General features: G+C 69.0%; 28 protein-coding genes. 20 read left to right on the top strand and 8 right to left on the bottom strand.

Annotated elements, in window-relative coordinates:
* The first annotated feature begins 17 nt into the window (after window positions 1–17).
* Window positions 18–1,340 (top strand): MFS transporter, encoded by a 1,323-nt coding sequence (locus ACTWLI_RS00230; protein WP_445154741.1) that lies wholly within the window; start codon window positions 18–20, stop codon window positions 1,338–1,340.
* An 87-nt stretch (window positions 1,341–1,427) separates the two neighbouring features.
* Here ACTWLI_RS00230 and ACTWLI_RS00225 read toward each other — a convergent pair whose 3' ends face one another.
* Window positions 1,428–1,814, bottom strand: coding sequence for a DUF1844 domain-containing protein (locus tag ACTWLI_RS00225; protein ID WP_445154740.1), 387 nt, complete (start codon window positions 1,812–1,814; stop codon window positions 1,428–1,430).
* Window positions 1,815–2,208: 394 nt separating this feature from the next.
* On the opposite strand from ACTWLI_RS00225, the gene infC reads away from it, so the two are divergent.
* The 4 genes from infC (at window position 2,209) to ACTWLI_RS00205 (ending at window position 5,137) form a co-directional block, all read left to right on the top strand.
* Entirely contained in the window at window positions 2,209–3,279 is a 1,071-nt protein-coding gene (gene infC / locus ACTWLI_RS00220) for a translation initiation factor IF-3 (RefSeq protein ID WP_445154739.1), read from the top strand.
* Between the two features lie 114 nt (window positions 3,280–3,393).
* Window positions 3,394–3,588, top strand: coding sequence for a 50S ribosomal protein L35 (gene rpmI, locus ACTWLI_RS00215; protein ID WP_009358635.1), 195 nt, complete (start codon window positions 3,394–3,396; stop codon window positions 3,586–3,588).
* A gap of 119 nt (window positions 3,589–3,707) precedes the next feature.
* Complete coding sequence (rplT, locus tag ACTWLI_RS00210; RefSeq protein ID WP_445154738.1) at window positions 3,708–4,181, top strand: 50S ribosomal protein L20; 474 nt, start codon at window positions 3,708–3,710, stop codon at window positions 4,179–4,181.
* 56 nt (window positions 4,182–4,237) lie between these two features.
* Window positions 4,238–5,137: a TrmH family RNA methyltransferase gene (locus ACTWLI_RS00205; RefSeq protein ID WP_445154737.1), complete on the top strand. Its 900-nt coding sequence runs from the start codon at window positions 4,238–4,240 to the stop codon at window positions 5,135–5,137.
* 143 nt (window positions 5,138–5,280) lie between these two features.
* Here ACTWLI_RS00205 and ACTWLI_RS00200 read toward each other — a convergent pair whose 3' ends face one another.
* On the bottom strand, window positions 5,281–5,547 hold the full coding sequence (locus tag ACTWLI_RS00200; RefSeq protein WP_056740672.1) for a GlsB/YeaQ/YmgE family stress response membrane protein: 267 nt from the start codon (window positions 5,545–5,547) through the stop codon (window positions 5,281–5,283).
* A 229-nt stretch (window positions 5,548–5,776) separates the two neighbouring features.
* Between ACTWLI_RS00200 and ACTWLI_RS00195 the strand changes: the two genes are divergently transcribed.
* Window positions 5,777–6,697, top strand: coding sequence for a cation diffusion facilitator family transporter (locus ACTWLI_RS00195; protein ID WP_445154736.1), 921 nt, complete (start codon window positions 5,777–5,779; stop codon window positions 6,695–6,697).
* Between the two features lie 47 nt (window positions 6,698–6,744).
* Here the strand turns inward: ACTWLI_RS00195 and ACTWLI_RS00190 are convergent, their stop codons facing one another.
* On the bottom strand, window positions 6,745–7,953 hold the full coding sequence (locus ACTWLI_RS00190; RefSeq protein WP_445154735.1) for an MFS transporter: 1,209 nt from the start codon (window positions 7,951–7,953) through the stop codon (window positions 6,745–6,747).
* A 177-nt stretch (window positions 7,954–8,130) separates the two neighbouring features.
* Here ACTWLI_RS00190 and ACTWLI_RS00185 point away from each other — a divergent pair, with 177 nt between their 5' ends.
* From ACTWLI_RS00185 to ACTWLI_RS00170, 4 genes are read left to right on the top strand one after another with little or no spacing between them, the layout of a single operon-like run.
* Window positions 8,131–8,574: a (deoxy)nucleoside triphosphate pyrophosphohydrolase gene (locus tag ACTWLI_RS00185; RefSeq protein ID WP_445154734.1), complete on the top strand. Its 444-nt coding sequence runs from the start codon at window positions 8,131–8,133 to the stop codon at window positions 8,572–8,574.
* A gap of 42 nt (window positions 8,575–8,616) precedes the next feature.
* The gene (locus ACTWLI_RS00180; RefSeq protein WP_445154733.1) at window positions 8,617–9,759 is read left to right on the top strand and encodes a Re/Si-specific NAD(P)(+) transhydrogenase subunit alpha; all 1,143 of its coding nucleotides are present in this window, start codon (window positions 8,617–8,619) and stop codon (window positions 9,757–9,759) included.
* Entirely contained in the window at window positions 9,759–10,133 is a 375-nt protein-coding gene (locus tag ACTWLI_RS00175; protein WP_445154732.1) for an NAD(P) transhydrogenase subunit alpha, read from the top strand. The genes ACTWLI_RS00180 and ACTWLI_RS00175 overlap by 1 nt, the downstream gene beginning before the upstream one ends.
* On the top strand, window positions 10,130–11,503 hold the full coding sequence (locus ACTWLI_RS00170) for an NAD(P)(+) transhydrogenase (Re/Si-specific) subunit beta (protein WP_445154731.1): 1,374 nt from the start codon (window positions 10,130–10,132) through the stop codon (window positions 11,501–11,503). Before ACTWLI_RS00175 ends, ACTWLI_RS00170 begins: the two co-directional genes overlap by 4 nt.
* Window positions 11,504–11,553: 50 nt before the next feature.
* Here ACTWLI_RS00170 and ACTWLI_RS00165 read toward each other — a convergent pair whose 3' ends face one another.
* Entirely contained in the window at window positions 11,554–12,678 is a 1,125-nt protein-coding gene (locus ACTWLI_RS00165) for an Rv2578c family radical SAM protein (RefSeq protein ID WP_445154730.1), read from the bottom strand.
* 204 nt (window positions 12,679–12,882) lie between these two features.
* Between ACTWLI_RS00165 and ACTWLI_RS00160 the strand changes: the two genes are divergently transcribed.
* From ACTWLI_RS00160 to pcp, 4 genes are all read left to right on the top strand, one after another.
* Window positions 12,883–14,142 carry a sensor histidine kinase gene (locus ACTWLI_RS00160; RefSeq protein WP_445154729.1) on the top strand — a complete coding sequence of 420 codons (1,260 nt, stop codon included), beginning with the start codon at window positions 12,883–12,885 and terminating at the stop codon, window positions 14,140–14,142.
* Complete coding sequence (locus tag ACTWLI_RS00155) at window positions 14,139–14,795, top strand: response regulator (protein WP_445154728.1); 657 nt, start codon at window positions 14,139–14,141, stop codon at window positions 14,793–14,795. Before ACTWLI_RS00160 ends, ACTWLI_RS00155 begins: the two co-directional genes overlap by 4 nt.
* Before the next feature lie 113 nt (window positions 14,796–14,908).
* On the top strand, window positions 14,909–15,787 hold the full coding sequence (locus ACTWLI_RS00150; protein WP_445154727.1) for a hypothetical protein: 879 nt from the start codon (window positions 14,909–14,911) through the stop codon (window positions 15,785–15,787).
* Window positions 15,788–15,869: 82 nt separating this feature from the next.
* Window positions 15,870–16,511 carry a pyroglutamyl-peptidase I gene (gene pcp / locus ACTWLI_RS00145; RefSeq protein ID WP_445154726.1) on the top strand — a complete coding sequence of 214 codons (642 nt, stop codon included), beginning with the start codon at window positions 15,870–15,872 and terminating at the stop codon, window positions 16,509–16,511.
* 47 nt (window positions 16,512–16,558) lie between these two features.
* Here pcp and ACTWLI_RS00140 read toward each other — a convergent pair whose 3' ends face one another.
* The 3 genes from ACTWLI_RS00140 to ACTWLI_RS00130 form a co-directional block, all read right to left on the bottom strand.
* Window positions 16,559–17,197, bottom strand: a complete 639-nt coding sequence (locus tag ACTWLI_RS00140) for an SIMPL domain-containing protein (protein WP_445154725.1) — start codon at window positions 17,195–17,197, stop codon at window positions 16,559–16,561.
* 1 nt (window position 17,198) lies between these two features.
* Window positions 17,199–17,663, bottom strand: a complete 465-nt coding sequence (locus ACTWLI_RS00135) for a hypothetical protein (protein ID WP_445154724.1) — start codon at window positions 17,661–17,663, stop codon at window positions 17,199–17,201.
* Between the two features lie 123 nt (window positions 17,664–17,786).
* Window positions 17,787–18,242, bottom strand: coding sequence for a hypothetical protein (locus ACTWLI_RS00130; protein WP_445154723.1), 456 nt, complete (start codon window positions 18,240–18,242; stop codon window positions 17,787–17,789).
* Window positions 18,243–18,431: 189 nt separating this feature from the next.
* Here ACTWLI_RS00130 and ACTWLI_RS00125 point away from each other — a divergent pair, with 189 nt between their 5' ends.
* The 4 genes from ACTWLI_RS00125 (at window position 18,432) to pheT (ending at window position 23,327) form a co-directional block, all read left to right on the top strand.
* Window positions 18,432–18,878, top strand: a complete 447-nt coding sequence (locus ACTWLI_RS00125; protein ID WP_445154722.1) for a group III truncated hemoglobin — start codon at window positions 18,432–18,434, stop codon at window positions 18,876–18,878.
* A gap of 67 nt (window positions 18,879–18,945) precedes the next feature.
* Window positions 18,946–19,545, top strand: coding sequence for a helix-turn-helix transcriptional regulator (locus ACTWLI_RS00120; RefSeq protein ID WP_445154721.1), 600 nt, complete (start codon window positions 18,946–18,948; stop codon window positions 19,543–19,545).
* Between the two features lie 177 nt (window positions 19,546–19,722).
* Window positions 19,723–20,781 (top strand): phenylalanine--tRNA ligase subunit alpha, encoded by a 1,059-nt coding sequence (pheS, locus tag ACTWLI_RS00115; RefSeq protein WP_445154720.1) that lies wholly within the window; start codon window positions 19,723–19,725, stop codon window positions 20,779–20,781.
* Window positions 20,782–20,783: 2 nt separating this feature from the next.
* Window positions 20,784–23,327, top strand: a complete 2,544-nt coding sequence (gene pheT, locus ACTWLI_RS00110) for a phenylalanine--tRNA ligase subunit beta (RefSeq protein WP_445154719.1) — start codon at window positions 20,784–20,786, stop codon at window positions 23,325–23,327.
* A gap of 100 nt (window positions 23,328–23,427) precedes the next feature.
* Here pheT and ACTWLI_RS00105 read toward each other — a convergent pair whose 3' ends face one another.
* Window positions 23,428–24,393, bottom strand: coding sequence for a quinone oxidoreductase family protein (locus ACTWLI_RS00105; RefSeq protein ID WP_445154718.1), 966 nt, complete (start codon window positions 24,391–24,393; stop codon window positions 23,428–23,430).
* 197 nt (window positions 24,394–24,590) lie between these two features.
* On the opposite strand from ACTWLI_RS00105, the gene argC reads away from it, so the two are divergent.
* Window positions 24,591–25,622 carry an N-acetyl-gamma-glutamyl-phosphate reductase gene (gene argC, locus ACTWLI_RS00100; RefSeq protein WP_445154717.1) on the top strand — a complete coding sequence of 344 codons (1,032 nt, stop codon included), beginning with the start codon at window positions 24,591–24,593 and terminating at the stop codon, window positions 25,620–25,622.
* A complete protein-coding gene (gene argJ, locus ACTWLI_RS00095; protein ID WP_445154716.1) occupies window positions 25,619–26,785 on the top strand; it encodes a bifunctional glutamate N-acetyltransferase/amino-acid acetyltransferase ArgJ in 1,167 nt (388 codons plus the stop codon). The genes argC and argJ overlap by 4 nt, the downstream gene beginning before the upstream one ends.
* Window positions 26,786–26,811 lie beyond the last annotated feature (26 nt).

Genomic DNA, 26,811 nt, shown 5'->3' with positions numbered 1-26,811 from the left:
CAAAGGAATGCAGTCTCGTGAATTTTGCGCTCTACCGGGACCTGCTGGCCGTGAGGCCCATCAGGAACCTCCTGCTCGTCGGCATGGTCGCCCGCATCCCGCACTCCGCCGCCGGCGTTCTGCTGACCCTGCACATCGTGCTCACCTTGGGGCAGGGCTATGCCGCCGCCGGCGCCGCGGCTGCCGTGATGACCATCGGGATCGCCGTCGGCGCGCCCTGGCGCGGCCGCCGCGTGGACACGGTGGGCCTGCGCCGGGCCCTCATCCCGTCCGTCGTCTCCGAGACCGTCATCTGGTCGATCGTGCCGCATGCCAGCTATGAGCTGCTGCTGCCGCTGGTCTTCGTTGGCGGCCTGCTGACGCTGCCGATCTTCAGCGTGGTGCGCCAGTCCCTGGGCATCCTCGCCGGCGGGGAGCAGCGCAGGACCGCCTTCGCCCTGGACGCGATCAGTACCGAACTGGTCTTCATGATCGGCCCGGCCGCCGGCGCCCTCGTGGCGACGGCGGGCTATTCGGCGCTCGGCCTGACCGTCGTCGGGGTGGCAACCTCCCTGGCCGGCGCCTTCCTGATGTGGATCAACCCGCCCACCCGCAGCGCCGTGCTCGGTTCGGAGCCGGACGCAGCGTTCGACGCCGGCCAACAGGAAGGCGCCGAGGCCGCGCTCGTGGCCACGGCGCCGGCCCACGTCCAGGAGGCGGCGGCGGAGCTGGCCCCGCTGGCGGCCGCGGAGCAGCGCCGGCGGGAGCGCTTCGGCCTCCGGCGCAGGGTCGTCCACAACTTCTCCTGGTTCACCGCCGCCGTCGCGGCCGTCTTCGCTGTCGCGGCTGGGTCGGGCATGGTGCTCAGCGGCACCGACGTCGGCATTGTCGCAGCCCTGGAAAGCGGCGGTCACGAGGCCGAGATCGGCATCGTCTTCCTGCTCTGGTGCGCCGCATCGGTGCTGGGCGGGCTCGTCTACGGGGCCATGCACCGGCCCATCCCGCCGGTCGTACTGCTGCTGGGCATGTCCGCGCTCACCGTGCCCATGGCGTTCGCCCGGGACACCTGGACACTCGCGCTGCTGTCCCTGCTGCCGGGTCTGCTCTGCGCGCCGGTGCTGTCCGCAGCCTCCGAAAAGGTCGCAGAGCTGGTCAGCGAAGGCCGCCGGGGGGAGGCCATGGGCTGGTACGGCTCGGCCCTCACCGGCGGCGTGGCCCTCGGCGCCCCGCTGGCCGGGCTCTTCATCGACGGGGTCGGCGCGGGCGCGGGATTCATCTCCGTCGGCGCGGCAGGCGTGGGGCTCTGCCTGGTCGGGCTGGTACTGCAGCACCGCCGCCGGCGGCGGTTCGCCACCGCCTGAGTTGGCACGCCAGCCGGCGGCGACCGTTAACGACGACGGCGGGCGGACCGTGATGGTCCGCCCGCCGTGTGGGGAGTTGTCCGGGGCCTAGTTGACCGGCCCGGTGTACTTCTCGCCCGGGCCCTTGCCCGGCGCGTCCGGGATGGCTGATTCCTCGCGGAAGGCCAGCTGCAGGGAGCGCAGGCCGTCGCGCAACGGACCGGCGTGCTGGGAGCCGATTTCCGGGGCAGCGGCGGTCACCAGGCCGGCGAGGGCGGTGATCAGTTTGCGGGCTTCGTCGAGGTCCTTGAGTTCCTCGGCGTTCTCCTCCGCCGCCAGGCCGAGCTTTACGGCCGCGGCGCTCATGAGGTGCACGGCGGCGGTGGTGATGACTTCGATCGCCGGGACCTCGGAGATGTCGCGGATCTGCCGGGAAACATCCTCGGCGGCGCCGGCCGGCTGGTAAACGTGGGAATTACTGTCTGCAGTGCTCATGCTGGTAAGCTTGTCACAGACCGACTGAATCCCGTTATTTTGCCGGCCAACGACACCCAGTGCTTGACGTTGCATGAACATGTGCGCCAGTCGGGGGAATCGTTCGGTAGAATCGGTTTTCAGTTTGCAAGCGGAGATCTCTCCCACCCGCGTCAGCCGCGAGAATTCCTTTGGGAATCAAGGTTGCCGGGTACCTGGTCGGGCATTCTCCCGGGCTCCACGCCTGGCGGGAACGCATGCCGCCTCTTCCGAGGCTGGCAGTTCCGATCTTCGAGGCCTTCGATTGCTCCCGGCAATTGGAGGCCTTCTTCATTTTCCGGCGGAATACCCCCACGAACACAGGAGCTTTAACATTAGCGAGCCAAGAATCAATGAGCGTATCCGCGTCCCCGAGGTGCGGCTGGTCGGCCCTGCAGGCGAACAGGTAGGAATTGTCCGTATTGAGGATGCCCTGCGTTTGGCTGCCGAGTCCGACCTTGATCTCGTTGAAGTTGCACCGCAGGCCAAGCCTCCGGTGTGCAAGCTGATGGACTTCGGCAAGTACAAGTACGAAGCCGCGGTCAAGGCACGCGAGGCCCGGAAGAACCAGACCAACACGGTCCTGAAGGAAATCCGTTTCCGGCTCAAGATCGACACCCACGACTACGAGACCAAGCGCGGCCACGCCCTGCGCTTCCTCGGCGCCGGGGACAAGGTCAAGGCCATGATCCAGTTCCGCGGCCGCGAACAGCAGCGCCCCGAGATGGGTATCCGCCTGCTCCAGCGGTTCGCCGACGACGTCGCCGAAGTTGGTGTGGTGGAGTCCAGCCCGCGCATCGACGGCCGCAACATGGTCATGGTCGTGGGTCCGCTGAAGAACAAGGCCGAGGCCAAGGCTGAAGCCCGGCGGGCGACGCAGCGCGCCGAGGCCAAGGCGGAGAACGAAGCCAAGGCCGCGGGCCGCGTCGACACCTCCGGTGGCAACGCCCCGCTGACCCAGTCGCTCGCAGGCCTCCTGCCCGAGGGCTTCGGCACGCAGGCAGAGGCTCCGGCGACGGAAGCACCTGCTACGGCGGAAACCCAGGAAGCGAAGGCCCAGGAAGCCCCGGCAACCGAGGCGCCTGCCACCGAAGAGCAGCCGAAGGACGCCGCCACCAAGGCGCCCGAGGCTGAAGCCCCGAAGGCAGCGGCCCCGAAGGCAGAAGCCCCGAAGGCTGCGGCTCCGAAGGCAGAAGCCCCCAAGGCTGAGGCTCCGAAGGCTGCGGCTCCCAAGGCTCCGGCTGCGAAGGCAGCGGCGCCCAAGGCGGCTCCGAAGGCTGCGGCTCCGAAGGCCCCTGCTGCTCCGGCTGCCCCGGCGGCCGACAAGCCCGCACCGAAGCCGGCGGCGGCACCGAAGCCGGTAGCCCGGCCCGCGGCGCCGAAGCCTGCGGCACGGCCGGCGGCCCCCAAGGCCGCTCCGAAGCCTGGCAGCAAGAAGACCAACTAGTTCACGGCTGCCGGACAGCAATGTCCGGCAGTATGCAACCAGCACGCCGCCCGCAGGGGTGGCTGCACGAAAGACTGCAGACCCGTCTGCGGATACGTTAGGAGATCGGTTCCCATGCCGAAGATGAAGACCCACAGCGGTGCTAAGAAGCGCTTCAAGCTGACCGGCAGCGGCAAGCTGCGCCGCCAGCAGGCCAACCGCCGCCACTACCTCGAGCACAAGTCGAGCCGTCTGACCCGCCGCCTCGCCGGCGACAAGATCGTCTTCAAGGGCGACGCTAAGGTCATCCGGAAGATGCTCGGCATCTAAGTTCCAAGTTTCCGGACCGAACGCCCCCTGGTGTCGGTCCACTACCACAAAGGCTTCTCAGGCCAGCCGGACCTTCCGGCAGTAGATGCTTGGGATCAGATTTTCGAAGGAGTACGCACGTGGCACGTGTGAAGAGGGCGGTCAACGCCCACAAGAAGCGCCGGGTTGTTCTTGAACGCGCAAAGGGTTACCGGGGACAGCGTTCGCGCCTGTACCGCAAGGCCAAGGAACAGCTGCTGCACTCGTTTGTGTACAGCTACGGCGACCGCAAGAAGAAGAAGGGCGACTTCCGCCGCCTGTGGATCCAGCGCATCAACGCTGCATCCCGCGCCAACGGCCTGACCTACAACCGCCTGATCCAGGGCCTGAAGGCCGCTGAGGTCGAGGTCGACCGCCGCATGCTGGCCGAGCTGGCCGTTTCCGACGCCAACGCCTTCGCCGCGCTGGTCAAGGTCGCCAAGGACTCGCTGCCCGCCGACACGTCCGCTCCGGCCGTCCAGGCTGAGGCTGCCGCCGCCCCGAAGGCTGCGAAGAAGCCCGCCGCGAAGAAGCCTGCTGCCAAGAAGCCGGCCGCCGAGGCTGCTGCCGAGTAACAGCGCACCAGCTGCTTCGTTCCGGAACCGCTCGCCAGAGCAACTAAGGTTCTTATATGAACGAAACCGGGCGCCCGCAAGACTTTCCACTCTCCAACCCCCGAGCCGATCGGGTGAGGGAAGTGGCAAGGCTTGCCGGGCGCCCGGCGCGTTTAAAGCGTCGGCAGTTCCTGGCCGAGGGGCCGCAGGCGGTGCGTGAAGCACTGGCGCTGCACCAGCGCCGGCTCGCAGCGGGGGAGCCCGGCGTCGTGGACGAGGTGTACTCCAGCGAAGAGTGCCTGGACCGCTACCCGGAGTTCGAGGAGCTCGCCGAGGGGACCAGTGCGCGGCTGGCCAGTGACGAGGTCCTCGCCGCGATGGCGGATACGGTGAACCCGCAGGGCATCATCGCCGTCTGCCGCTTCCTCGATGTCAGCCTCGACCAGGTGCTCGCCGCCGGTCCCCGGCTGGTCGCCGTCCTGTGCCAGGTCCGGGACCCCGGCAACGCCGGCACGGTGCTGCGCGCCGCCGACGCCGCCGGTGCCGACGCCGTCGTGCTCACCGCCTCGAGCGTCGATATCTACAATCCCAAGGCAGTGCGGTCCACCGCCGGTTCGCTGTTCCACCTGCCGGTCGTCCTGGGCGCCGACGCCGCAGAATTCGCTGCCCGCTGCCGGGACCAGGGCATCGGTGTCCTGGCCGCCGACGGCTACGGCCAGTTGAACCTGGACCGGCTGCAGGACGAGAATGCCGCCCGACGCCTCGGTGCTTCCGCCGCGCCGTCCGCCTACCCGCTGGAGCAGCCGACGGCCTGGCTGTTCGGCAACGAAGCCCAGGGACTGTCCGCGGAGGAGCTGGCCCTGGCCGACCACCGGGTCGCGGTTCCGGTCTACGGTGCCGCCGAAAGCCTCAACCTCGGCACCGCGGCGACCGTCTGCCTCTACGCCAGCGCCCGTTCGCAGCAGCCGGGAAGCTGACCCGCACGCGGGCCGTCCATACGGTCAGAACAAGCGGCACGCACGAACGGCACTAACAAACGACGGCGGGAGCCCACCGGTGTGGTGGGCCCCCGCCGTCGTTCTACCACCGCGGCCGTCAAGCGGGCGGTGGGCTCCGAGAATTATGTTGTCCGGTTGCGTCCGGTGATGGCGCCGTAAATGCCGGCAACTACCAGGCCGCCGACGATGGCCAGGATCCAGGAGCCGAGGTTCCAGAATTCCATTTTGCCGCCGCCGAAGAGCAGGTCGCCGATCCAGCCGCCGACGATGGCCCCCACCACGCCGAGCACGAGGCTGGTGACCCAGCCGCCGCCCACCCGGCCAGGCATGATGGCCTTAACGATGGCACCTACAATGAGTCCGAGAATGATCCAGCCTAGAAAGCCCATGTCTCCTCCTACATTTCGTCGGTGTTCGCCTTAGGAACGCCGATTATGGCTTCAAGCTAACACACGGCTAAACCCATGTCAGCAACATCACCCCCAATCGTTACCTGCCCTTCGGAGGGCCAGCTGCGGTGCGGCGGCGGGCGGTGAACGGGTACGGTGTTCCTTGCGGGCGCGGACCCCGGCCCGGCTTCCGCTACGACCCTCACCACCTTCCGAAGGAGACGCCCTCGTGGCTGCAAACGGCGGTACCAAGGCGATCATCGCGGCGCTGGCCGCCAACCTGACGATCGCCGTCCTGAAGTTCGTAGCGTTCCTCCTGACGCTGTCCTCGTCGATGCTCGCCGAGGCCATCCACTCGGTTGCGGACTCCGGGAACCAGCTGCTCCTGCTGGTGGGCGGTAAGCGCGCCAAGAAAGCTGCAAGTCCCGAACACCCCTTCGGCTACGGCCGGGAGCGCTACATTTATGCGTTCATCGTCTCGATTGTGCTCTTTTCCCTTGGCGGGCTGTTTGCCCTCTACGAGGCGTGGGGGAAGTTGCAGGACCCGCACGGTATCGAGGGCGGCTACTGGTGGGTCCCGCTGGCGGTACTGGTCGGCGCGATCATGGCCGAGTCGTACTCCTTCCGGACCGCCATCCGGGAATCCAACCCGCTGCGCGGCCAGCAGAGCTGGCCGCGGTTCATCCGCAACGCGAAGCAGCCCGAGCTGCCCGTCATCCTGCTGGAGGACTTCGGCGCCCTGCTGGGCCTGGTCTTCGCGCTCTTCGGCGTGGGCCTGACCCTGATTACCGGCAACGGTGTCTGGGACGCCCTCGGCACGGCCATGATCGGCCTGCTGCTGGTGGCCATCGCGGCGGTTCTCGCCGTGGAGACGAAGTCCCTGCTGCTGGGGGAGTCCGCCACCAAAGCCGACGCCGCCAAGATCCGCGGAGCCATCGAGTCCGACGGCACCACCATCATCCACATCAAGACCATGCACCTCGGCCCGGAGGAACTGCTGGTCGCAGCGAAGATCAGCATCGGCGCGGCGGACACGGGCCGGGACATCGCGGACGCCATCGACGCCGCCGAGGCCAGGATCCGCGAGGCCGTGCCCACGGCCCGGGTCATTTATCTGGAACCGGACGTGCAGCGCATCAGCGCCGACTAGTCCACGTGTTCCACCCGGGGCCGCCGGGCCGGTGCCGCACCGTGCGGTTACCGGACCAGCGGCCTCCGGCGTTCCACAGCGCCGCTGAGAGCGGCGACTCCAAGACCCAGGATGGCCAGCAGGGCCCCGACCAGAGCCGGGGCCACATAGCCCCAGCCCCAGGCGATGACCAGCCCGCCGAGGAACGCGCCGAGGGCGTTCGCGACATTGAGGGCCGCGTGGTTCAGCGAGGACGCCAGCGACGGCGCGTCGGGGGAGGCGTCGAGGAGCCGGGTCTGCAGGGCCGGGACGAGCATCGACCCGGCTCCGCCCACCACGAAGACCATCACGAAGGCGGACCAGGGCCAGTGCACGGCCACCGCATAGACGACCAGGGCGACGGCGACGCCGGGAAGCACCCAGTAGATGGTCCCCATCACCGACTTGTCCGCGATGCGGCCGCCGACGATGTTGCCGGCCACCATCCCCAGGCCGTACAGCGCAACGACCAGCGGCAGCCACTCGGCCGCAATCCCGGCGACCGACGTCATGGTGTGCGCGATGTAGGTGTACGTGGCGAAGAACCCGCCAAAGCCCACGACGCCGATCAGTACGGCCAGCCAGACCTGCAGGCGCTTGAGCGCCGCGAGTTCGCGCCGGATGCTGGCGTCCGCGTGTGGCTTCTGGAACGGCACGAACCGGTAGATCATGACCATGGTGGCGAGGCCGATCAGCCCGACCAGCAGGAACAACAGGCGCCAGCCGAAGGACTGGCCCAGCCAGGTGCCGAAGGGAACCCCAAGGACATTGGCCACCGTGAGGCCGGCCATCACCATGGAGATGGCCCAACCGCGGCGGGTCGGCGCCACCAGGGACGAGGCAATGACCGCGGCGACGCCGAAGAAGGCGCCGTGGGGCAGTCCCGCGGCGAAGCGCGAGACGAGCATGGTGCCGTAATCCGGGGCGATGAAGGAGCTGAGGTTGGCCAGGCTGAAGAACAGCATCAACCCCAGGGCGAGGTGTTTGCGCGGCAGCTTGGCGCCGACGGCGGCCAGCACCGGGGCGCCCACCACGACGCCGAGGGCATAGGCGGAGATCAGGTGGCCCGCCTCCGGTGTGCCGATGCCGAGCCCGTGCTCGACCTCCTTGAGCAGGCCCATCATGGTGAACTCGGTGGTGCCGATGCCGAAGCCGCCCATGGCGAGGGCGAGGATGGCGAGGGCGAGGGGGCGGGTGCCGGTTTTCGGCGTGGCGGGGGCGTCTTTAGTGGTGGTCATCCGTCTGTTTCTCGGGAACGATGCCGGCCGGGGCCGGGAAGATGCGGCATGCTGAGGCCGCCTGGGCTGCTGTTCAGGGAACGCCGGGCGCGCCCTGCGGTATTCCGGCGCCGGACGCCGTCCCTTCCACCATTGTGCCCCGCCGGCGCGCGACGGGGCGCCCCTAGACTGGTGGACGTGACTGAACTCATCAACGTCGTCGGCGGCGCCGTCGTCGATTCCCTGACCAACCCGCGGACCCTGCTGGTGGCACGGCGCACAGCCCCGCCCCGGTACGCCGGCATGTGGGAGTTCCCCGGGGGCAAGGTCGATCCCGGCGAAGCGCCCGAGGCCGCCCTGCACCGCGAGCTGCGCGAGGAGCTGGGAGTGGAGATCCGGCTGGGGCCGGAATTGGCGGCAGCGGAACCGGCCGGCTGGCCGCTGAACGAGCGCGCCGTGATGCGGGTCTGGTTCGCGGAGCTCGCCGCCGGGACGCCGCGGCCGCTCGAGGACCACGACGAACTGCGCTGGGTGGCGCTGGACACCCCGGAGGAAGTCCTGGGCCTGCCCTGGATCCCCGCCGACCTGCCAATCGTCGAAGCGCTGCTCGGAGTTGTCGCCGCAGAACCCTCGCCAAAATAAGGGCGGTGTGGCTACGCTGGGGCGAACCGGGAGGAGCTGGGCGTGCAGGTCGGGGTCAGGCGGGAACAGCGTGCGGGGGAGCGCCGGGTCGCGGCCACCCCCGAGACAGTACGGCAACTGACGGGCCTTGGCCTGTCCCTAATGGTGGAGAGCGGCGCCGGTGACGCCGCCGGTTTCCCCGACAGCGAATACCAGGCGGCCGGCGCGGAGCTCGCCGCCGAACTTCCGCCGGCGTCCGTCGACGTCCTGCTGCACGTGCGCCCGCTGCCACCGGACACCGCGGCGGCGCTCCGGCCCGGCACCGTCACCATCGGCTTCGCTTCCCCGGCCTCGGAACTGCCGACCGTCGCCGCCCTGGCCGCCGGCGGGGTGACAGCCTTCGCGCTCGAACTCGTGCCCCGGATCTCCCGTGCCCAGTCCATGGACGCGTTGAGCTCGCAGTCCCTCGTCGCCGGGTACCGTGCCGTCCTGGAAGCGGCCGTGCGCTACCCCCGGTTCTTCCCCCTCTACATGACCGCGGCCGGCACCATTCCGCCGGCCAGGGTGCTGGTGCTCGGCGCCGGCGTCGCGGGGCTGCAGGCAATCGGAACGGCCAAGCGGCTCGGCGCCCGGGTGTCGGCGAACGACATCCGCGCCGCCTCGGCCGACGAGGTCGCGTCAATGGGCGGCACTTTCATCAACCTGGCACTCGACGGGCCCGCCGAGGGCGCCGGCGGCTACGCCCGGGAACTCGGCGAGGACCGCGCGGCCCGGCAGCGCGCCCTGCTGGCGCCGCACGTGGCCGCCGCGGACATCCTAATTACCACCGCGTCCATCCCCGGCCGGACGGCGCCGCTGCTGGTCACCGCCGACATGGTCGCCGGCATGCGCGCAGGCTCCGTCGTCGTCGACCTCGCCGCCGAATCGGGCGGCAACGTGGAGGGCGTCGTCGCGGGCCGCGACGTCCCGGTCCCGGTTCCGGGCGGCACCGTGACGCTCGTGGGGCTGCAGGACGCCCCCTCCGCGGCAGCCTCCGATGCCTCCCGCCTGTACGCCAAAAACGTCGCCAACCTGCTGGCGTTGATGACCCTGGACGGCAAGGTGGTGCCGGACTTCGACGACGAGATCGTCGCCGGCGCCTGCCTGACCCACGACGGCGCCGTCCGGCATCCGGGCACGGCAGCAACCATGGAGGCACGCAACTGATGGATACCGTCACACTGCTTACGGTCGTAGTGCTCGCCGTCTTCGTCGGCTTCGAGGTGGTCTCAAAAGTCACCAGCAAACTGCACACACCGCTGATGTCCGGCGCCAACGCGATCCACGGCATCATCCTGGTCGGCGCGGTCATCGTCGCGGGCCAGGCCGACGGGCCCTGGCTCCTGGCCCTGGCGCTGCTCGCGGTGGTGCTGGCGACGGCGAACCTGGTCGGCGGCTTCGTGGTCACCGACCGGATGCTGGAGATGTTCGGGCCCCGGCGGCCCTTTCCCGACGCGGGGCCGCCGGCCGCCAAGCCCGGTCAGCAGAGCGCCCCCGGCACGGATACTGGCTCAGCATCGGCGGGGGAGGTGCGCCCGTGAGCGTCCTGGACCCGGTCTGGACGGCGCTGCTGTACCTGGTGGCGGCGGTCTGCTTCATCCTGGCGCTCAAGGGCCTCAGCTCGCCCAGGACCGCCCGGCGCGGCAATGCCATCGGGGCGGCCGGCGCCCTGGTGGCCGTGGCCACCGTGTTCCTGTCGGCCCGGCTGGAGAACATGGCCCTGATCCTGGCCGCGATCGGCGTCGGCGCCGCCCTGGCCGTCCCGGTCGCCCGGCGGGTGCAGATGACGCAGATGCCGCAGCTGGTCGCCCTGTTCAACGGCGTCGGCGGCGGCGCGGCCGCCCTGATCGCCGTCCTGGAGCTGGGCCACAGCGCGGACCCGTGGGTGCGCCTGGCCGTGGTGTTCACGATGCTGGTCGGCGCCGTCTCCTTCGCCGGCTCCGCCGTGACCGTCGCCAAACTGCAGGAACTGATCAGCACCCGCCCGCTGCTCTTCCCCGGCATGCCGGTCGTGATGATGGTGGCCCTGGCCGGAGCGCTTGGTGCGGGTGCCCTGGTCGTGGTCGCCGGCACCGCCGGCTGGGCCGCGGCGTTGCTGCTGCTGGGACTGGCCGCCGGCCTGCTGCTGGTGCTTCCGGTCGGAGGAGCAGACGTCCCGATCGTGATCTCGCTCCTGAACGCCTTCACCGGGCTCGCCGTCGCGGCCTCCGGGATTGTGCTGGGAAATGTCCTGCTGCTCGTCGCCGGAACGCTCGTGGGGGCCAGCGGCACCATCCTGACCAAGGTCATGGCCTCGGCGATGGGCCGAGGGGTGGCCGGCATCATGTTCGGCGCGTTCAAGGGCGGTTCCACCGCCGGGTCGACGACGGCCAGCGACCGGCCCGTGCGCTCCTCCTCGGCCGAGGACATCGCCGTCGAACTGGGCTACGCACAGCGGGTGGTGATCGTGCCCGGTTACGGCCTGGCCGTCGCCCAGGGCCAGCACACGGTGGCCGAGCTCGCCACGGCCCTCATGGCCCGGGGCGTCGAGGTGTCCTTCGCGATCCACCCCGTGGCCGGGCGGATGCCGGGGCACATGAACGTCCTGCTCGCCGAGGCCAACGTGCCTTACGACGCGCTGCGCGAACTCGAGGAGGTCAATCCCGAGTTCGCCACTACCGACGTCGCCCTCGTGGTGGGGGCCAACGACGTCGTCAACCCGGCGGCGAAGTCCTCGCCGGGATCGCCGATCTACGGCATGCCGATCCTTGAAGTGATCCAGGCACGTCAGGTGGTGTTCCTCAAGCGGTCGATGCGGCCCGGGTTCGCCGGCATCGAAAACGAGCTGCTGCACGATCCCAAAACGACTTTGCTCTTCGGCGACGCTAAGGAATCGTTGTCCAGGGTCCTCGGCGCGGTCAAGACCCTATAGGCCTCCCTCCCGGACCTCAGGGGCGGAGCGCTCCACCGACCGGACGACGCTTAGAACAGCGTTGGCTGGGCGGCGCCGTTTCCGGCGGGGGCCGCCGCTGATCCCTGCAGGGCCGGACCGGGGATGCTGCCGGCCGGGTACTGGGCCTCCTCTTCCCTGGGGTCTCCGCTCAGGTCCCGGTGGCTGAAGCCCGCGGAACCGAGGAAGCCGTGCCGGGCCTTGAAGAACCGGATCCTGCCCGCGAGCCAGCTCCGGTATTCCTGGGACGCGTAGGAGCCGGTTCCATAGAGACGGCGGTACCTGCCGGCGAGCTGCGGATGTTCCTTGGCGATCCACTGCATGAACCATTCCCGGGTGCCCGGCTTGAGGTAGAGCGCCCCGGCCGTGACCCCGGTGGCGCCCGCTGCGGCGAGAGCGCCGAACAGCGAATCGAGGGCTTCGTCGGAGTCGGAGAGCCAGGGCAGGATTGGCATCGCCATGACGCCGCAGGGCAGGCCCGCCTCGCGCAGCCGGGAGACCAGCTTGAGCCGGGCCCGCGGTCCCGGGGTACCCGGCTCCACTGCCTCGGAGAGCTGCTCGTCGGTCATGGCGAGCGAAATCCCGATCCCCACCGGAACCTGGGCGGCTGCGTGCTTGAGCAGCGGGATGTCCCGGGCCAGCAGCGTGCCCTTGGTGAGGATGGACAACGGCGTGCCCGAGTCCGCCAGTGCACCGATGATGCCCGGCATGAGACGGTAGCGGCCCTCCGCCCGCTGGTACGGATCCGTGTTGGTGCCCAGGGCTACCTGGTGGCGCTGCCAGGAGGGTTTGGCCAGTTCCTTGCGCAACACCTCTGCGGCGTTGACCTTGACCACGACCTGGCTGTCGAAGTCCAGCCCGGCGTCGAAGTCCAGATAGGTGTGGGTCTTCCGGGCGAAGCAGTAAACGCACGCGTGGCTGCAGCCACGGTACGGGTTGACCGTCCACTCGAACGGCATCCGCGAACCGGCCGCCACCTTATTGAGCACCGATTTGGCGGTGACCTCATGGAAGGTGACGCCGGCAAATTCGGGAGTGGAGACGGACCGGACCAGTCCGGCCAGCGGCAGCAGTGCCGGCGAAGCAGGCCCTGCCGCGGCGGGATCGGCGGGGAGGGTTTCACCGCGTGGACTCAGTGCTTGCGCGTCCCATCTCATGTCCTCATTCGAATATATGTTCGAGGTTAAGTCAAGGACCAAAGAGCGCACAGACGCCGCGCCGGCTCCCTCGTCCTGCCCAACCGCACGAAATCCGCTTCGGGGAGCCGGTCAGTCATCCCTGCGGCGGAACTTCCTCCTCATCGGGTAGGAACTCATCCGAATTGTGCCACCGGGCTGTGAGAGCCCGCTTAGGGTGAAGGCATGTTCAAACCACTCGAGTCCCTGCGGCACCTCGCCGCCCCAGCTGCCGCCGTGCTGTTGATGGGGACCCTCTTTGTCCTGGAGGAGCGCCGTTTCGACCAGAACAGCGCGCTGCTGCTGGCGCTCCTCACGGCCATTGCTGTGGCTGAGCTCCTGCCGGCCGCGGCCTTGGGGTTGGTTTTCGTGGCCCTGCTCCTGCAGAGCTTCAAGCTCTTTCCGATGGTCCTTCTCTCCGGCGTGCTGAGCTACGCTGCGGTTCCGGTGGTGGTCTTCTTCGTGGTGATCGGGTCGAAATCCCGCAACCGGTGGGTAGCACCCGTTGCCGCTGTCGTGTTTGCGGGCATCACGACCGTCAACTGGTTCACCGACCAGACCTGGATCAACTTCATCTTCGGCAACCAGCTGTACGGCCGTGGACCACTACGAACGCTTACCTACGCTTTCCTGATTTTCGGAGCGTTCGCCGCACTGAACCTTGCCGCCTGGGCCGTCGGAGTGGCAGTGAACAACGTATCGAGAAGCCGGAGGGCGCAGCTCGCGGCCGAAGCCCGGTACCGGGAGACCGCCACCGAACTTGCCGTGGAACAGGAACGCAACAGAATCGCCAGGGAACTGCACGATGTCCTGGCCCATTCACTGACAGTCATCGTGGCCCAGGCCGACGGCATACGCTTCATCCACCGCGCAGAACCGGAAGCCGTCGAGGAAGCGTCCACGGTAATCGCCGAATCAGCCAGGGCCGCCCTGGTCGAAACCCGCCGGCTGATCGAAGGCTTCTCCACGGCGCTCAGCGACCCTCCAGCACACACAGTCGAGGACCTGGCACTCCTGGCCGACCGGCTGGGCTCCAGCGGCATGCCGGTCACGATCGAAGCGACGGGGGAGCCGTGGGACCTGAGCGCCGCCCAGCAGCTGACCGTCTACCGTCTGGCGCAGGAAAGCCTGACCAATGCGTTCAAACACGGGGACCGAAGCCAGGGCGCGCACCTGCACCTGACTTGGACCGCAGCGTCGCTTGAGCTCCGGAGCAGATCGTCGCTCATGACGGGCCAGGCCGCCACCCCGGCGACAGACCCACCCGGTCGCGGGATAGCAGGGATGAGGGCCCGCGCCGCGGCCGCCGGCGGCTGGGTGGAAACGGTCCGGGGCCAGGAGACGTTCGAAGTGCTGGCGTTCCTGCCGTCGGCAGGTCCCGGCCAGCTGCCATGTTCCGCCGTTGACGGGCCCCGCCTGGGGTCCCTGGAAGGAGCAACGCGATGACGGAAGCACCGATCCGCATAGCGCTTGCCGATGATCAGCCGCTGTTCAGTGCCGGACTCAAGATGATCCTGCGCAGCCAGTCGGACATGGACCTTGTTGGCGAAGCCGTCAATGGAGAGGCCGCCGTCGAACTTGTCCAGGCTACCGGCCCCGACGTGCTCCTGATGGACATCCGGATGCCCGTCATGGACGGAATCACCGCCGCAAAGAGGATCGCGGCACTGCCCGGGAACGCTGCTACCAAGATCATCGTCCTGACCACGATCCAGCATGACGAGGCCGTCGTCCGGGCCATCCAGGCCGGTGCCGCCGGCTTCCTCACCAAAGACACGACGCCCGAGTTCCTGCTGGCGGCCATCCGGACGGTCCACTCCGGCCACTCAGTCATCGCCCCCGCCATCACCAACGAACTGCTGCGCGACTACACCACGCCTTCCGCGGGGAACGACGCCGCACTGGCAGACCTGTCCGGGAGGGAGCGTGACGTCTTTCTGCTGACGGCCAAAGGGCTGGGAAACGCCGAAATCGCGGCCTCACTGGTGCTCAGCGAAGCCACGGTGAAATCCCACGTCGGCAGCATCCTGGCGAAGTTGAAGCTGAAGAACCGAATCCAACTCGTCGCCTTCGCTTACGAAAACAACGTCCTTAACTAGCCACCGCAGCAGCACCGTCCTCCCCGCCGAGGCCTTCCTACCCGGGGAAGGCCAGCCACCGCATTGCCCAAAACCGCCAAAACAACCGCATTGCCCAAACAAGAGGAGCCATCATGAAAAAGAAGATCTTCGGCGCTGCCGTCCTGGTCCTAGGAACCGGCGCCGCGCTCGGCGCGGCTGCGATCCCGGCCGCGTTAGTTACCGCGTCCCCGGAGCCCGTCGCGGGGATAATCCGCCAGGCGGAGGCCTACGCTTCAGCCGATCCGATCGCCGAAAGGGGAATGCAGGAGGCTGTCCGGCTCTGCATGGCCAAGGCCGGTTTCGACTACACGCCGCCCAGCTCCGGGATGACCGTGGACCTCAACGGAGCCATCGGGTTCAAGCGGCTTACGGTCGACGACGCCAAGGCCAGCGGCTACGCCAGCACCGGGCCTCGTGGACCCCACGAGCCGGCTCCCGAGTCCGCGGAGGGCCGGCTCTTCGCCGATCCGGCCTTCACTAACGCTCTCACCGGTCCCGCGGACACCGCGTCAATGGCCACGGTGGGCGGGACGCGAACGTCCTCGGGTGGATGCCGGGGCGAGGCGATGAACCAGATCTACGGCAGCGCGGAAAACTACATGCTTGCCACCGGCGTGGCGGGTAACTCGTTGTTCCCCGCCAGCGGCGCGGCTTCCCGGGACGCGGGCACAGCCAAGGCCATCAAGGACTGGGAAGCCTGTATGAAAGACACACCCTATGCCTCCTTCACCAGCCCTCAGCAGGCAGAAGATGCCGGACGGGCTGCAGGCGGCCAGGAGGAGTTCAGGATCGCCATGACCGATGCGGTCTGCCGGGACAAGACCGGGTTCCATGCAGCCCTGGATAAGGTCCTCGACAAGTACCTGACAACCCGCATGCAGGAGCTCGCCCCGCAGGTCGCGCAGGTCAAAGAGATCCGCCGGACCGCCGATGCGAATGCGGCAGCGCTCGGCGTCACTGCGCCGAAATAGGGCGTCCGACGGCCCAGCCTAGCAACGCGGCGTCCTGTCAGGATTCGGGGGTGACAGGACGCCGCGTTGTTAGGCTGGGCCCATGATTCTCCTGACCGGATTCGAACCCTTCGGCGGCGAAAGCACCAACCCGTCCTGGACCGCGGCGCGCGGAGCGGCGGCCCTGCTCGAGGCCGAGGGCCACGACGTCGCGGCAGTCGAACTGCCCTGCGTCTTCGGCGATGCCATCGAGGCCCTGCTCGCCGCCCTGGCCGAGCACCGCCCGGACCTCGTGGTGTGCGCGGGCCAGGCCGGCGGGAGGTCCCGCATCTCGCTGGAGCGGGTTGCCATCAATTGCGACGACGCGCGGATCCCGGACAATGCGGGCAACGCCCCGGTCGATGAGCCGGTGGTGCCCGGCGGCCCGACGGCCTACTTCAGCACCCTTCCCGTGAAGGCTGCCCTGGCGGAGCTGGGCGCGGCAGGGATTCCCGCCGAGGTGTCCCAGAGCGCCGGAACCTACGTCTGCAACCACGTCTTCTACGGCCTGATGCACGCACTGGGGTCGACCCCGGCGGTACGCGGCGGGTTTGTCCACGTCCCGTTCGGGCCGGAGCAGGTTCCGGCGGGAAGCACCCTCGCCTCGCTGCCACTGGAACAGATGACGCAGGCGCTCGCCGTCGTCGTCCGGACCGCGCTGGCGACGACGGCGGACCTCAAGCTCGCCGCGGGCGCCACCCACTAGGGGCCGACCCGGAACCAACGACCCCGCGGGGCCCTGGATAGTCAGGGTCAGTCCAGCAGTTCCCAGACCACGTCCACGGCCGCGCTGACCATTGCCGCGCCGGCCTCGACGGGCAGTACCGCGGACGCGACGGTCCGCTGCATCCCGGCCAGCGGGACCGGAGCCCCGGGCCCCGGATGCATCGAGACGGAAGCGACCCGGCCCAGCCGGGCGCCGGCCAGGGCGGCGAAATGTTCGGCGTTGGTGCGCGCGTCCGCCCACGCCGCCTCGCGGGCCCGGGCCTGGACCGCGGCAGGATCCGCGAAGCCCAACTCCAGGCCGTTGAGGCGCACGTCGTCCCCGCCGGCCTCCACCGCGGCGGCCACCAGCGCGGAGGACGCCGCCGGATCGTGCAGCCGGACGCTGAAGGTAGTGGAGGCCAGGTAGCCGGAGACGACCTGCCCTCGGCCCTCCTGCCAGCCGACTTCCGCCCGGACGTTCAATCCGGACGTGGTGATGTCCGCATCCGGCACGCCGTGGCCGCGGAGCACGGCCGTGACGGCGGAGGCAGCGCGGCCGGCGCCCTCGAACGCCTCCGCGACGCGGTCGCGCCGGCATTCCACCCCGATGGCGAGCGTCATGAGGTCCGGTGCGGCCTCGGCGCTGCCGGAGCCGGTGACCGAGATGGTCCTGGGATTGTCCGTCATGTCATGCCTCGTTCCGCCCGGGACCCGGGCTGTTGGTGTTCGTGCGGGTTTTCCGGGCAGCGGGCCGGGGCAGGGGATAGCCGCCGGCCAGGAGTCCGGCGTGCCGCTCGAAGACATTGGCCGTGCCGGGGTTTCCGGTCCGCCAGAAGGACCAGGCGGCAGCCAGCAGGTACAGCGGCAGGAACGGCAGGCCCAGGCACCAGGCGTACTGGCTGCTGTGCCGCTCCTCGTGCCCCAGCAGGACCGGGTTGGCCAGGACCTGTTCCGGGGCCGACCGGTACAGGACCACGTTGCCGACCGTGAACGCCGCCGCGAACGGCAGGCGCCACCGGTAGCCGGTGGCAAGGATCAGCCCGCGCGGTCCGCGGCGGATCCGGGTCCGGGCGCAGGCGGCCAGCAACAGCCCCAGCGGGGTCGTTGCATTCACCACGTTGGCGAGCTGCCGCAGCCGCTGTCCGGGAGTCATGAGGCCATGCTAGCCGGGCAGCCGCGCGCGGGACACGGAGCGGGGCCGCCCTGGCCCGACCCGGCTTACGGGGGTGAAAGTTCCCCATGGACGAAGTCGCTAATCTCCGCGCTGGTCGAAATCTCAGGTGTGTGCGGCGCGAAGATGGCTCAGCACCAGTCCGACGGGGACACTTACGACCAATACAAGGTAGAAGGCCCGAAGGAGCAGGGCCATCATAAGCCGTTGGGAATGGCGGGTGCCGGCGCCGGCGAGTGCCAGCCCCGCGACCAGGAGGAGGCCGCCGGCATCTGTGATGAGCGGGATGGAAACGAGCGCTCCGACGATCACCAAAGCGTTGCCGGTGTTCCAGCAGCCGAACAGCGCCCACCGCTGTGCCGGTGGAAGCGGTGCCGCACCGAGGATCCGGCTTTGGCTGCTGATAGCGCATTGGGCCACGCCGCAGACAAGCACCAGGTAGGCGGCAAGCCAGCTGCCGCGGTCGAAGTGCAAGGGGCCGGCGACGGCGGCGACCAAGCCGCCGAGCACGATGAAGCCGACGCCGGCAGCATAGCCGAGTCGCTCGGGGGCTCCGTTCATGCCTCGACCGAATGCGGCGGATACGCATCGAGGTGGATGATTGCGCCGCCGGGCAGAGCAAGTGCCGCAGGCAGGGCGTCGGCGTCAGCGGCGATCAGTGTGTGGTTTCCCGCAGCCATAATTCATCCCCTGTGGTCTCGACGTGCTTTAAAAGTAACATCATCATTTTTATTTGTTTACACTGGTCCCATGAACGGAGACCTGAAGGATCGGTCCGATGTCACCCTGCTGGTCGAGGAGTTCTACCGACGTGCCTTTGCCGACCCGCTGATCGGACCTATCTTCACCGATATCGCCAGGATGGATCTCGATCATCATCTGCCGATCATGTGCGACTTCTGGGAGACCGTGCTGTTCCGCGCCGGCCTCTACCGGCGCAACGCCCTTCAGAAGCATCTGGTGCTGAACGCCCGGTTCCCGTTGCAGCAGGAATACTTCGAGCGGTGGCTCACCTTGTGGATTGCGAACGTCGACGAGCACTTCGCCGGTGAGAAAGCTGATCTGGCCAAGGTCCAGGCCCGGCGCATCGCCGGGTCCATTCACCGGCGGGTTCAGGGCCGTTCCGGCAGCGATTTCGAGACCTTGAAGCCGCGCTGGGCCCACGAGGAGGAATCGGCCGATGCCACCGGGATCTGAAGAGACGCCACACCCCTTGCGTTCAGTGCCGGGCGGTGCCCTGAGAAACGAGACCTACCACGCGGCGTTGGCATCGCACACACGGCGGCGTGTCCTCGATGCCCTGACCGGATCGCCCGAACCCTTGGATGCGCAGGCCATCGCCGGCGTACTGGAACTGCATGTTTCCACGGTCCGGTTCCACTTGGACCACCTCGAGGAGGTGCGCCTTGTCCGGCGCGAATCCGGCGGGGACCGGCGCCGCGGCCGCCCGCGTGTGTTGTATTCGGCCTGCCTCGGGACCGAGCGTGACGAGGATTCGCGGGAGCAGTTGATCGAGGTGCTCGCCGGAGCGCTCGCACACAGCGACGTGGACCAGGGCCGTAGCCGCGCCGTCAGCGCCGGCCGTTCCTGGGCGCGCGGACTGGTGCCGGACCACGCCGACACTGTCGATCGGCGGAAAGGGCTCCTTGAGGTCCTTGGCAGCCTCGGTTTCGACCCGGAGCCAGACGGCGATGTCATCCAGTTGCGGGGGTGCCCGTTCCGCGATGCCGCGAGGCGGCACCCGCAGGTTGTCTGCTCGGCCCACCTCGGGCTCGTGCAACAGTTACTCGACGGCGACGCACCGTCGGACGTGAGTCTGCTTCCCTTTGTTCAGCCTAATCTCTGCCTCATCACCGTGCCTTGAGCCATTGCATCGGGCCGCCCGTCACGTTCGGGCACCTCAGTGCCGTCAACTAGACTGAGGGGGAGCGCCCGCCGGAACGATTGCGGCGAGCCCTGCCCTTTGTCAACGCACCGGTCCCTGCTCCTGGTGAAGATCGTGTGCCGTTGGCATGACCCGACTCGTAGCTAAGAACAGTAGATGACTGAAACTTTGCCGGGCGCCGCCCCGAACCCCTTGGATGAAGCCGCCATCACCGCCGCCGTGGATCAGGCCGTCGCCGCCATTGCCGCCGCGTCGACCCTCGACGAACTCAAAGCCGTGCGCCTGGCCCACACCGGGGAGAAATCCGCGCTGAGCCTGGCCAACCGTGAAATCGGCGCCCTGCCCAAGGATCAGAAGGCCGCCGCCGGCAAGCTCATGGGAGCCTCCCGCGGACGCGTCAACAAGGCGCTCGCGGACCGCACCGCCGAGCTTGAAGCCGAGAACGACGCCCGCATCCTGGTCGAGGAGACGGTCGACGTCACGGCCGCCCCCCGCCGCCGTCGTGCCGGTGCCCGCCACCCGCTGTCCACGCTGCAGGACCGCGTCGCGGACATCTTCGTCGGCATGGGCTGGGAGATCGCCGAAGGCCCCGAGGTCGAATCGGAATGGTTCAACTTCGACGCGCTGAACTTCAAGCCGGACCACCCGGCCCGGGAAATGCAGGACACCTTCTTCGTCGAGCCGCCCGAGGCCCACCTGCTGATGCGCACGCACACCTCCCCGGTGCAGGTCCGTTCCATGCTCGAGCGCGAGGTCCCGATCTACGTGCTGTGCCCCGGCAGGGTCTTCCGCACCGACGAGCTGGACGCCACCCATACGCCGGTCTTCCACCAGTTCGAGGGCCTCGCCATCGACAAGAACCTGTCCATGGCCGACCTCCGCGGCACCCTGGAGCACTTCGCCCGCCAGATGTTCGGCGATGAGGCCCAGATCCGGTTGCGTCCGAACTACTTCCCGTTCACCGAGCCGTCGGCGGAGCTGGACATCTGGCACCCCGGTGCCAAGGGCGGCCCGCGCTGGATCGAGTGGGGCGGCTGCGGCATGGTCAACCCGAACGTGCTCCGCGCGGCCGGCATCGACCCGGACGTCTATTCAGGTTTTGCCTTCGGCATGGGCATCGAGCGGACCCTCATGTTCCGCAACGAGGTCGGCGACATGCGCGACATGATCGAAGGCGATGTACGTTTCAGCGAGCACTTCGGGATGGAGATCTAACAGTGCGTATCCCCCTTTCCTGGCTGCGTGAATTCGCCGCCGTACCGGCCGGCGCCACGGCCGAAGACGTCATGGCGGACCTGGTCAAAGTCGGGTTCGAAGAAGAAGCGGTGCACCGCCCGACCGAGGCCCTGCAGGGCCCGATCGTGGTGGGCCAGGTCCTGAGCCTGGTCAAGGAACCGCAGAGCAACGGCAAGACCATCAACTGGTGCCAGGTCCGGGTCGTCCCCGAAGGCCAGCAGCAGACCCTGGCAAACGACGGCATCGACCCCTCCGGCGTGCAGGGCATCGTCTGCGGTGCGCACAACTTCGTGGAGGGCGACAAGGTGGTGGTCACCCTTCCCGGTGCCGTGCTGCCCGGCGACTTCCGCATCTCGGCGCGCAAGACCTACGGCCACCTGTCCGCCGGCATGATCGCCTCCGTGCGTGAACTTGGCATCGGCGAGGACCACGACGGCATCCTGGTGCTCTCCCGCATCGGGCTGGACCCGGAGGTCGGCAGCGACGCCATGGAGCTGCTGGGCCTGTACGACCAGGCCGCGGAAATCAACGTCACCCCGGACCGGGGCTACGCGTTCTCGATCCGCGGCGTGGCCCGCGAATACGCGCACGCCACCGGCACCGCCTTCACCGACCCGGCCTCGCAGGTGCAGGCTCCCGCCGACCTCTCCGGCGGTTACCCGGTCAAGCTCAACGACGACGCCCCGATCTACGGCAAGCCCGGCTGTGACCGCTTCGTCGCCCGCACCGTCCGCGGCGTGGACGCCACCAAGCCCACCCCGCCGTGGATGGCCTCCCGGCTCCGGCTCGCCGGCATCCGCTCCATCTCGCTGCCGGTCGACATCTCCAACTACGTCATGCTCGAGCTCGGCCAGCCGCTGCACTTCTACGACCAGGACAAGCTCTCCGGCGAGATCGTGGTCCGCCGCGCCGTCGCCGGCGAGAAGCTGAAGACCCTGGACGGCAAAGAACGCACGCTCGACGCCGAGGACCTGCTGATCACCGACGGCTCCGGCCCGATCGGCGTCGCCGGCGTGATGGGCGGCGCCGCGACGGAGGTCAGCGACACGACATCGACCATCCTGATCGAGGCGGCGCACTTTGAGGAAGTCTCGATTGCCCGCTCCCGCCGCCGCCACAAGCTCCCGTCCGAGGCCTCCAAGCGCTTCGAACGCGGCGTGGACTGGCATGTGGCCCACATCGCCGCCCAGCGCGCCGTGGACCTCCTGGTCGAACTCGCCGGAGGCACCGCTGCCGCGGAGGGCACCGACGTCGGCACGCCCGTGGAACCGGTCACCGTCCAGCTCCCCGCCGCCTTCGCCGCGAAGCGGATCGGCATCGACTTCACCGAGGAACAGATCCTCACCTCGCTGCAGGACCTGGGCGCCGAGGTGGCCCGGAACGAGGGCGGCTACGCCGTCACCGCTCCGAGCTGGCGCACCGACCTCGAAACCAAGGAAGACCTCTCCGAGGAAATCGCCCGGCTGGTCGGGTACGACAAGATCCCCGCCACCTTGCCGGTCGCCCCTCCGGGCCGCGGCCTGACCCGCGTCCAGCAGCAGCGCCGCCGGCTCGTCCAGGCCCTGGCGGACGCGGGCCTGACCGAGGTGCTGGCATACCCGTTCGTCTCCAAGGCCGCCAACGATACCTTCGGGGTGCCTGAGGCCGGCGCGGAGCGGAAGGCGCTGAAGCTGGCGAACCCGATCAGCGAAGAGCACGGCTACCTGCGGACGTCCATCCTGCCGGGCCTGATCGAGGTCGCCAAGCGCAACCATTCCCGGGGTTTCCGCGACCTGGCCCTGTTCGAGGCCGGCCTGGTCTTCCTGCCCGGGGACACACTCGGTACCGGCTCGATCCCGCCGCTGGGTGCCCGGCCCGCCGACGAGGTCCTGGACGGACTCTACGACGGCGTCCCGCACCAGCCGCTGTACCTCGCCGCGGTCCTGACCGGGCACGATGCCCCGGCCTCGCCGACGCACACCCCGCGCGCCTGGGACTGGGCCGATGCGCTGGACGTCGCCCGGCTCGCCGGCGACGTCCTCGGCGTCGAACTCGTGGTCAGCCAGGGCCAGCACCAGGCCTTCCACCCGGGCCGGGCGGCGCAGCTGTCGCTGCGCACCGGCGAGGTCGTGGGCTACGCCGGCGAATTGCACCCGAAGCTGCTCGCCGCGCACGACATGCCGGCCCGCTCGGTGGCGCTGGAGCTGAATGCGGAGGCGCTGTTCGAGGCCGCCGCCGACGTGATCGTCGCCCGGCCGATTTCCGGCTACCCGGTGGCCACCCAGGACGTCGCCCTCGTGGTGGCGGCCGACGTCCCGGCCGACGAGGTGCTGGCCGCGCTGCGCGAGGGCGCGGGCGAACTGCTCGAGGACGTCTCCCTGTTCGACGTGTACGCCGGCAAGGGCATCGAGGAGGGCAAGAAGTCGCTCGCCTTCAACCTGCGCTTCCGCGCCGCCGACCGGACGCTGACCGCTGACGAGGCCTCCGCCGCCCGCGACGCCGCGGTCGCCGCCGCCCACGAGCGGACCGGCGCCGTCCAGCGCTAACGGCCGCAGCAAAAAGCTCCCCGCAACCAGCCGGTTGCGGGGAGCTTTCTTGTCGCCTTGTCCCCGTGTCGGCGGGGCCGGCCGAGGGGCCGGCCTCGGGCTACGGAACCAGGATGACCTTGCCGGTGGTGCGGCGCTGCTCCAGGTCGGTGTGCGCGGCGGCGGCGTCGGCGAGGTCGTACCGGGCGCCGATCCGGACCTTGAGCGAGCCGTCCGCGACGGCGGCGAAGAGTTCATCGGACCGCCAGCGGCGCTCCTGCGCGTCCCGCAGGAAGTGGTTGATGGTCGGCCGGGTCAGGTACAGCGAGCCGCCGGCGTTGAGCCGCTGCGGATCGAACGGCGGCACCGGGCCGGAGGCAGCGCCAAACAGCACCAGCGTGCCACGGATCCGCAGGGCCGCCAGGGAATCGTCGAAGGTGTCCTTCCCGACGCCGTCGTACACCACGTGGGCGCCTGCGCCGTCGGTGAGGTCACGCACCTTCGCCGCAAAACCGCCGTACCGCAGCACGTGGTCGGCCCCGGCCCCGCGGGCCAGCTGTTCCTTCTCGTCGGTGGACACCGTGGTGATGACCCGGGCCCCCTTGGCCTTGAGCATCTGGATCAGCAGCAGGCCCACCCCGCCTGCGCCGGCGTGCAGCAGCACCGTCTGGCCCGCCTCGACCTTGAACGAAGAGTTGATCAGGTAATGGGCGGTGATGCCCTGCAGGGGAAGGGCCGCGGCGGTGAAGTCGTCGACGCCGTGGGGGACCGGCAGCGCTTTGTCCGCATCCACCAGGGCATATCCCGCGTAGCAGTTGATGCCCTCGGCGGTGGCCACCCGGTCTCCGACGGAAAAGGCGGTCACCCCGTCGCCGGTCTCCTCCACGGTTCCGGACGCCTCGGAGCCGGGGGTGTAGGGGTACTGCACCTTGTAGACGCCGCTGCGCTTGTAGGTGTCGATGAAGTTCACGCCGGTCGCGGCGACCTTGACTAGCAGCTGGCCGGGGCCGGGAACCGGCCGGTCCACCTCTGCCAGTTCGAGGACTTCGGGGCCGCCGGCCTGCCGGGCGAGGATTGCGTGGGTCATGGATCTCCTTTTGACGTGCTCCGCTCCGGGGGAGGAGGTTTCCTCGGTCCGGCTCTCCAGACCATCCTAGGGACACGGCCGGCGCGGGCGCAGCAGCCCGGGTTGCGGGATTAGGCAGGCACGGGACTACGCAGGCACGGGACTACGCATGTATAAATATCGGAGTCTATGCATAGTCTTGCTGTATACTCGTTGTCATGACTATTTCTGTTGCCGTCTCCGGTGCAAGCGGCTACGCCGGCGGCGAGGTGCTGAGGCTGCTGGCCGGTCATCCCGACGTCACCATCGGTGCCATCACCGCGCACAGCAACGCCGGTTCCAGACTAGGGGAGTTGCAGCCGCATCTCCACGGTTTGGCGGACCGGATCCTTGAGGACACCACCGTGGAGAACCTCGCCGGGCACGACGTCGTGTTCCTTGCCCTCCCGCACGGGGCGTCCGCGGAGATCGCCGCGCAACTGCCTGCCGGCACGGTCGTGATCGACGCCGGCGCGGACCACCGGCTGGAGGATCCGGCGGCGTGGGAGAAGTTCTACGGCTCCCCGCACGCCGGCACCTGGCCGTACGGCCTGCCGGAACTCCCGGGCCAGCGCGAGGCACTGCGCGGCGCCACCCGCATCGCCGTTCCCGGCTGCTACCCGACGTCGGCGCTGCTGGCCCTCGCCCCGGGCTTCAGTAAGCACCTGCTCCAGGCCGATGACGTCGTCATCGTCTCCGCCTCCGGCACCTCCGGTGCCGGCAAGGCGGCCAAGGTGAACCTGATCGGCGCCGAGGTCATGGGCTCGATGAGCCCCTATGGCGTCGGCGGCGGCCACCGCCACATCCCCGAAATCGAGCAGGGCCTGTCCCGGGCACTGAACGCCCCCGTCACCGTGTCCTTCACCCCCACGCTCGCGCCGATGAGTCGCGGCATCCTCACCACGGCCACCGCGAAGGTCCGGCCCGGCGTGAGCGCTGACGAGCTGCGGAACGCCTGGTCCGAGGCCTACGACGAGGAACCGTTCGTCCACCTGCTGCCCGAAGGCCAGTGGCCCGCCACCAAATCCGTGCAGGGGTCCAACCACGCGGTGATGCAGCTGGCCCTCGACAGCCACTCCGGCCGGGTCATCGTCACCTGCGCCCTCGACAACCTCACCAAGGGGACCGCCGGCGGCGCCGTGCAGTCCATGAACATCGCCCTCGGCCTGGCGGAAACCGCCGGCCTCGAACTGCAGGGAGTCGCACCGTGAGCGTCACCGCCCCCATGGGATTCCGCGCCGCCGGCGTCAAAGCCGGCCTCAAGGCCTCCGGAAACCCGGACCTGGCCCTCGTGGTCAACGACGGCCCGGCCAAGGCCGCCGCGGCCGTGTTCACTTCCAACCGGGTCGCGGCCGCTCCCGTGCACTGGTCCCGGGAAGTGGTCAAGGATGGCCGGGTGGACGCCGTCATCCTCAACTCCGGCGGCGCCAACGCCTGCACCGGACCGCAGGGCTTCCAGAACACCCACACCACCGCCGAAAAGACCGCCGAGGTCCTCGGCGCGTCCGCGACGGACATCTTCGTCTGCTCCACCGGCCTGATCGGTGAGCAGCTCCCCATGGACAAGCTCGTTCCGGCGATCGGCGTGGCGGCCTCGGAGTTGGACGCCGAGGGCGGCCCCGCGGCAGCCACTGCGATCATGACCACCGACTCCGTCTCCAAGCAGGCGCTGTTCACCGGCACCGACGCCGACGGCCGGTCCTTCACCATCGGCGGCATGGCCAAGGGCGCCGGTATGCTCGCCCCGGGCCTGGCCACCATGCTCGTGGTGCTCACCACGGACGCAGAAGTCCAGCCCGACCTGCTCGACGTCGCGCTCCGCGACGCCACCCGGGTCACCTTTGACCGGGCCGACTCGGACGGCTGCATGTCCACCAACGACACCGTGGTGCTGCTCGCCTCCGGCGCCTCGGGCGCCGTACCCTCCGCCGCTGATTTCGGCGCCGGGCTGACCCAGGTGTGCGCGGACCTGGCGCGCCAGCTGATCGGTGACGCCGAGGGCGCCAGCCACGACATCGCCATCCGCACCTTCAACGCCGCGAGCGAAAAGGACGCCGAAGTGGTCAGCCGGGCCGTCGCCCGCTCCAACCTCTTCAAGACCGCCATCTTCGGCAAGGACCCGAACTGGGGCCGCGTGCTCTCCGCCGTGGGCACCACCGACGCCGTCTTTGAACCGGACCAGCTGAACGTGTCGATGAACGGTGTGCAAATCTGCCGCAACGGCAGCATCGGCGACGACCGCAGCCTCGTGGACCTGGAACCGCGCGAGGTCCTCGTCGAGATCGACCTGCAGGCAGGCTCCGCCGAAGCGACCATCTGGACCAACGACCTCACCCACGAGTACGTCCACGAAAACAGCGCCTACTCCAGCTAGAACGGCCCGGGAGGGACAGACAGTAA

The sequence above is a fragment of the Arthrobacter sp. Hor0625 genome, assembly GCF_052567525.1.
The sequence above is the reverse complement of the archived record's forward strand: the minus strand, read 5'-3'. Positions and strand labels throughout refer to the sequence as shown.

Coding starts and splice junctions, on each gene's coding strand:
- ACTWLI_RS00225 (WP_445154740.1), bottom strand. CDS start 1,814: ATGAGCACTGCAGACAGTAATTCCCACGTTTACCAGCCGGCCGGCGCC.
- rpmI (WP_009358635.1), top strand. CDS start 3,394: ATGCCGAAGATGAAGACCCACAGCGGTGCTAAGAAGCGCTTCAAGCTG.
- ACTWLI_RS00205 (WP_445154737.1), top strand. CDS start 4,238: ATGAACGAAACCGGGCGCCCGCAAGACTTTCCACTCTCCAACCCCCGA.
- ACTWLI_RS00200 (WP_056740672.1), bottom strand. CDS start 5,547: ATGGGCTTTCTAGGCTGGATCATTCTCGGACTCATTGTAGGTGCCATC.
- ACTWLI_RS00190 (WP_445154735.1), bottom strand. CDS start 7,953: ATGACCACCACTAAAGACGCCCCCGCCACGCCGAAAACCGGCACCCGC.
- ACTWLI_RS00175 (WP_445154732.1), top strand. CDS start 9,759: ATGGATACCGTCACACTGCTTACGGTCGTAGTGCTCGCCGTCTTCGTC.
- ACTWLI_RS00165 (WP_445154730.1), bottom strand. CDS start 12,678: ATGAGATGGGACGCGCAAGCACTGAGTCCACGCGGTGAAACCCTCCCC.
- ACTWLI_RS00160 (WP_445154729.1), top strand. CDS start 12,883: ATGTTCAAACCACTCGAGTCCCTGCGGCACCTCGCCGCCCCAGCTGCC.
- ACTWLI_RS00155 (WP_445154728.1), top strand. CDS start 14,139: ATGACGGAAGCACCGATCCGCATAGCGCTTGCCGATGATCAGCCGCTG.
- ACTWLI_RS00150 (WP_445154727.1), top strand. CDS start 14,909: ATGAAAAAGAAGATCTTCGGCGCTGCCGTCCTGGTCCTAGGAACCGGC.
- pcp (WP_445154726.1), top strand. CDS start 15,870: ATGATTCTCCTGACCGGATTCGAACCCTTCGGCGGCGAAAGCACCAAC.
- ACTWLI_RS00140 (WP_445154725.1), bottom strand. CDS start 17,197: ATGACGGACAATCCCAGGACCATCTCGGTCACCGGCTCCGGCAGCGCC.
- ACTWLI_RS00135 (WP_445154724.1), bottom strand. CDS start 17,663: ATGACTCCCGGACAGCGGCTGCGGCAGCTCGCCAACGTGGTGAATGCA.
- ACTWLI_RS00130 (WP_445154723.1), bottom strand. CDS start 18,242: ATGAACGGAGCCCCCGAGCGACTCGGCTATGCTGCCGGCGTCGGCTTC.
- ACTWLI_RS00125 (WP_445154722.1), top strand. CDS start 18,432: ATGAACGGAGACCTGAAGGATCGGTCCGATGTCACCCTGCTGGTCGAG.
- pheS (WP_445154720.1), top strand. CDS start 19,723: ATGACTGAAACTTTGCCGGGCGCCGCCCCGAACCCCTTGGATGAAGCC.
- ACTWLI_RS00105 (WP_445154718.1), bottom strand. CDS start 24,393: ATGACCCACGCAATCCTCGCCCGGCAGGCCGGCGGCCCCGAAGTCCTC.
- argC (WP_445154717.1), top strand. CDS start 24,591: ATGACTATTTCTGTTGCCGTCTCCGGTGCAAGCGGCTACGCCGGCGGC.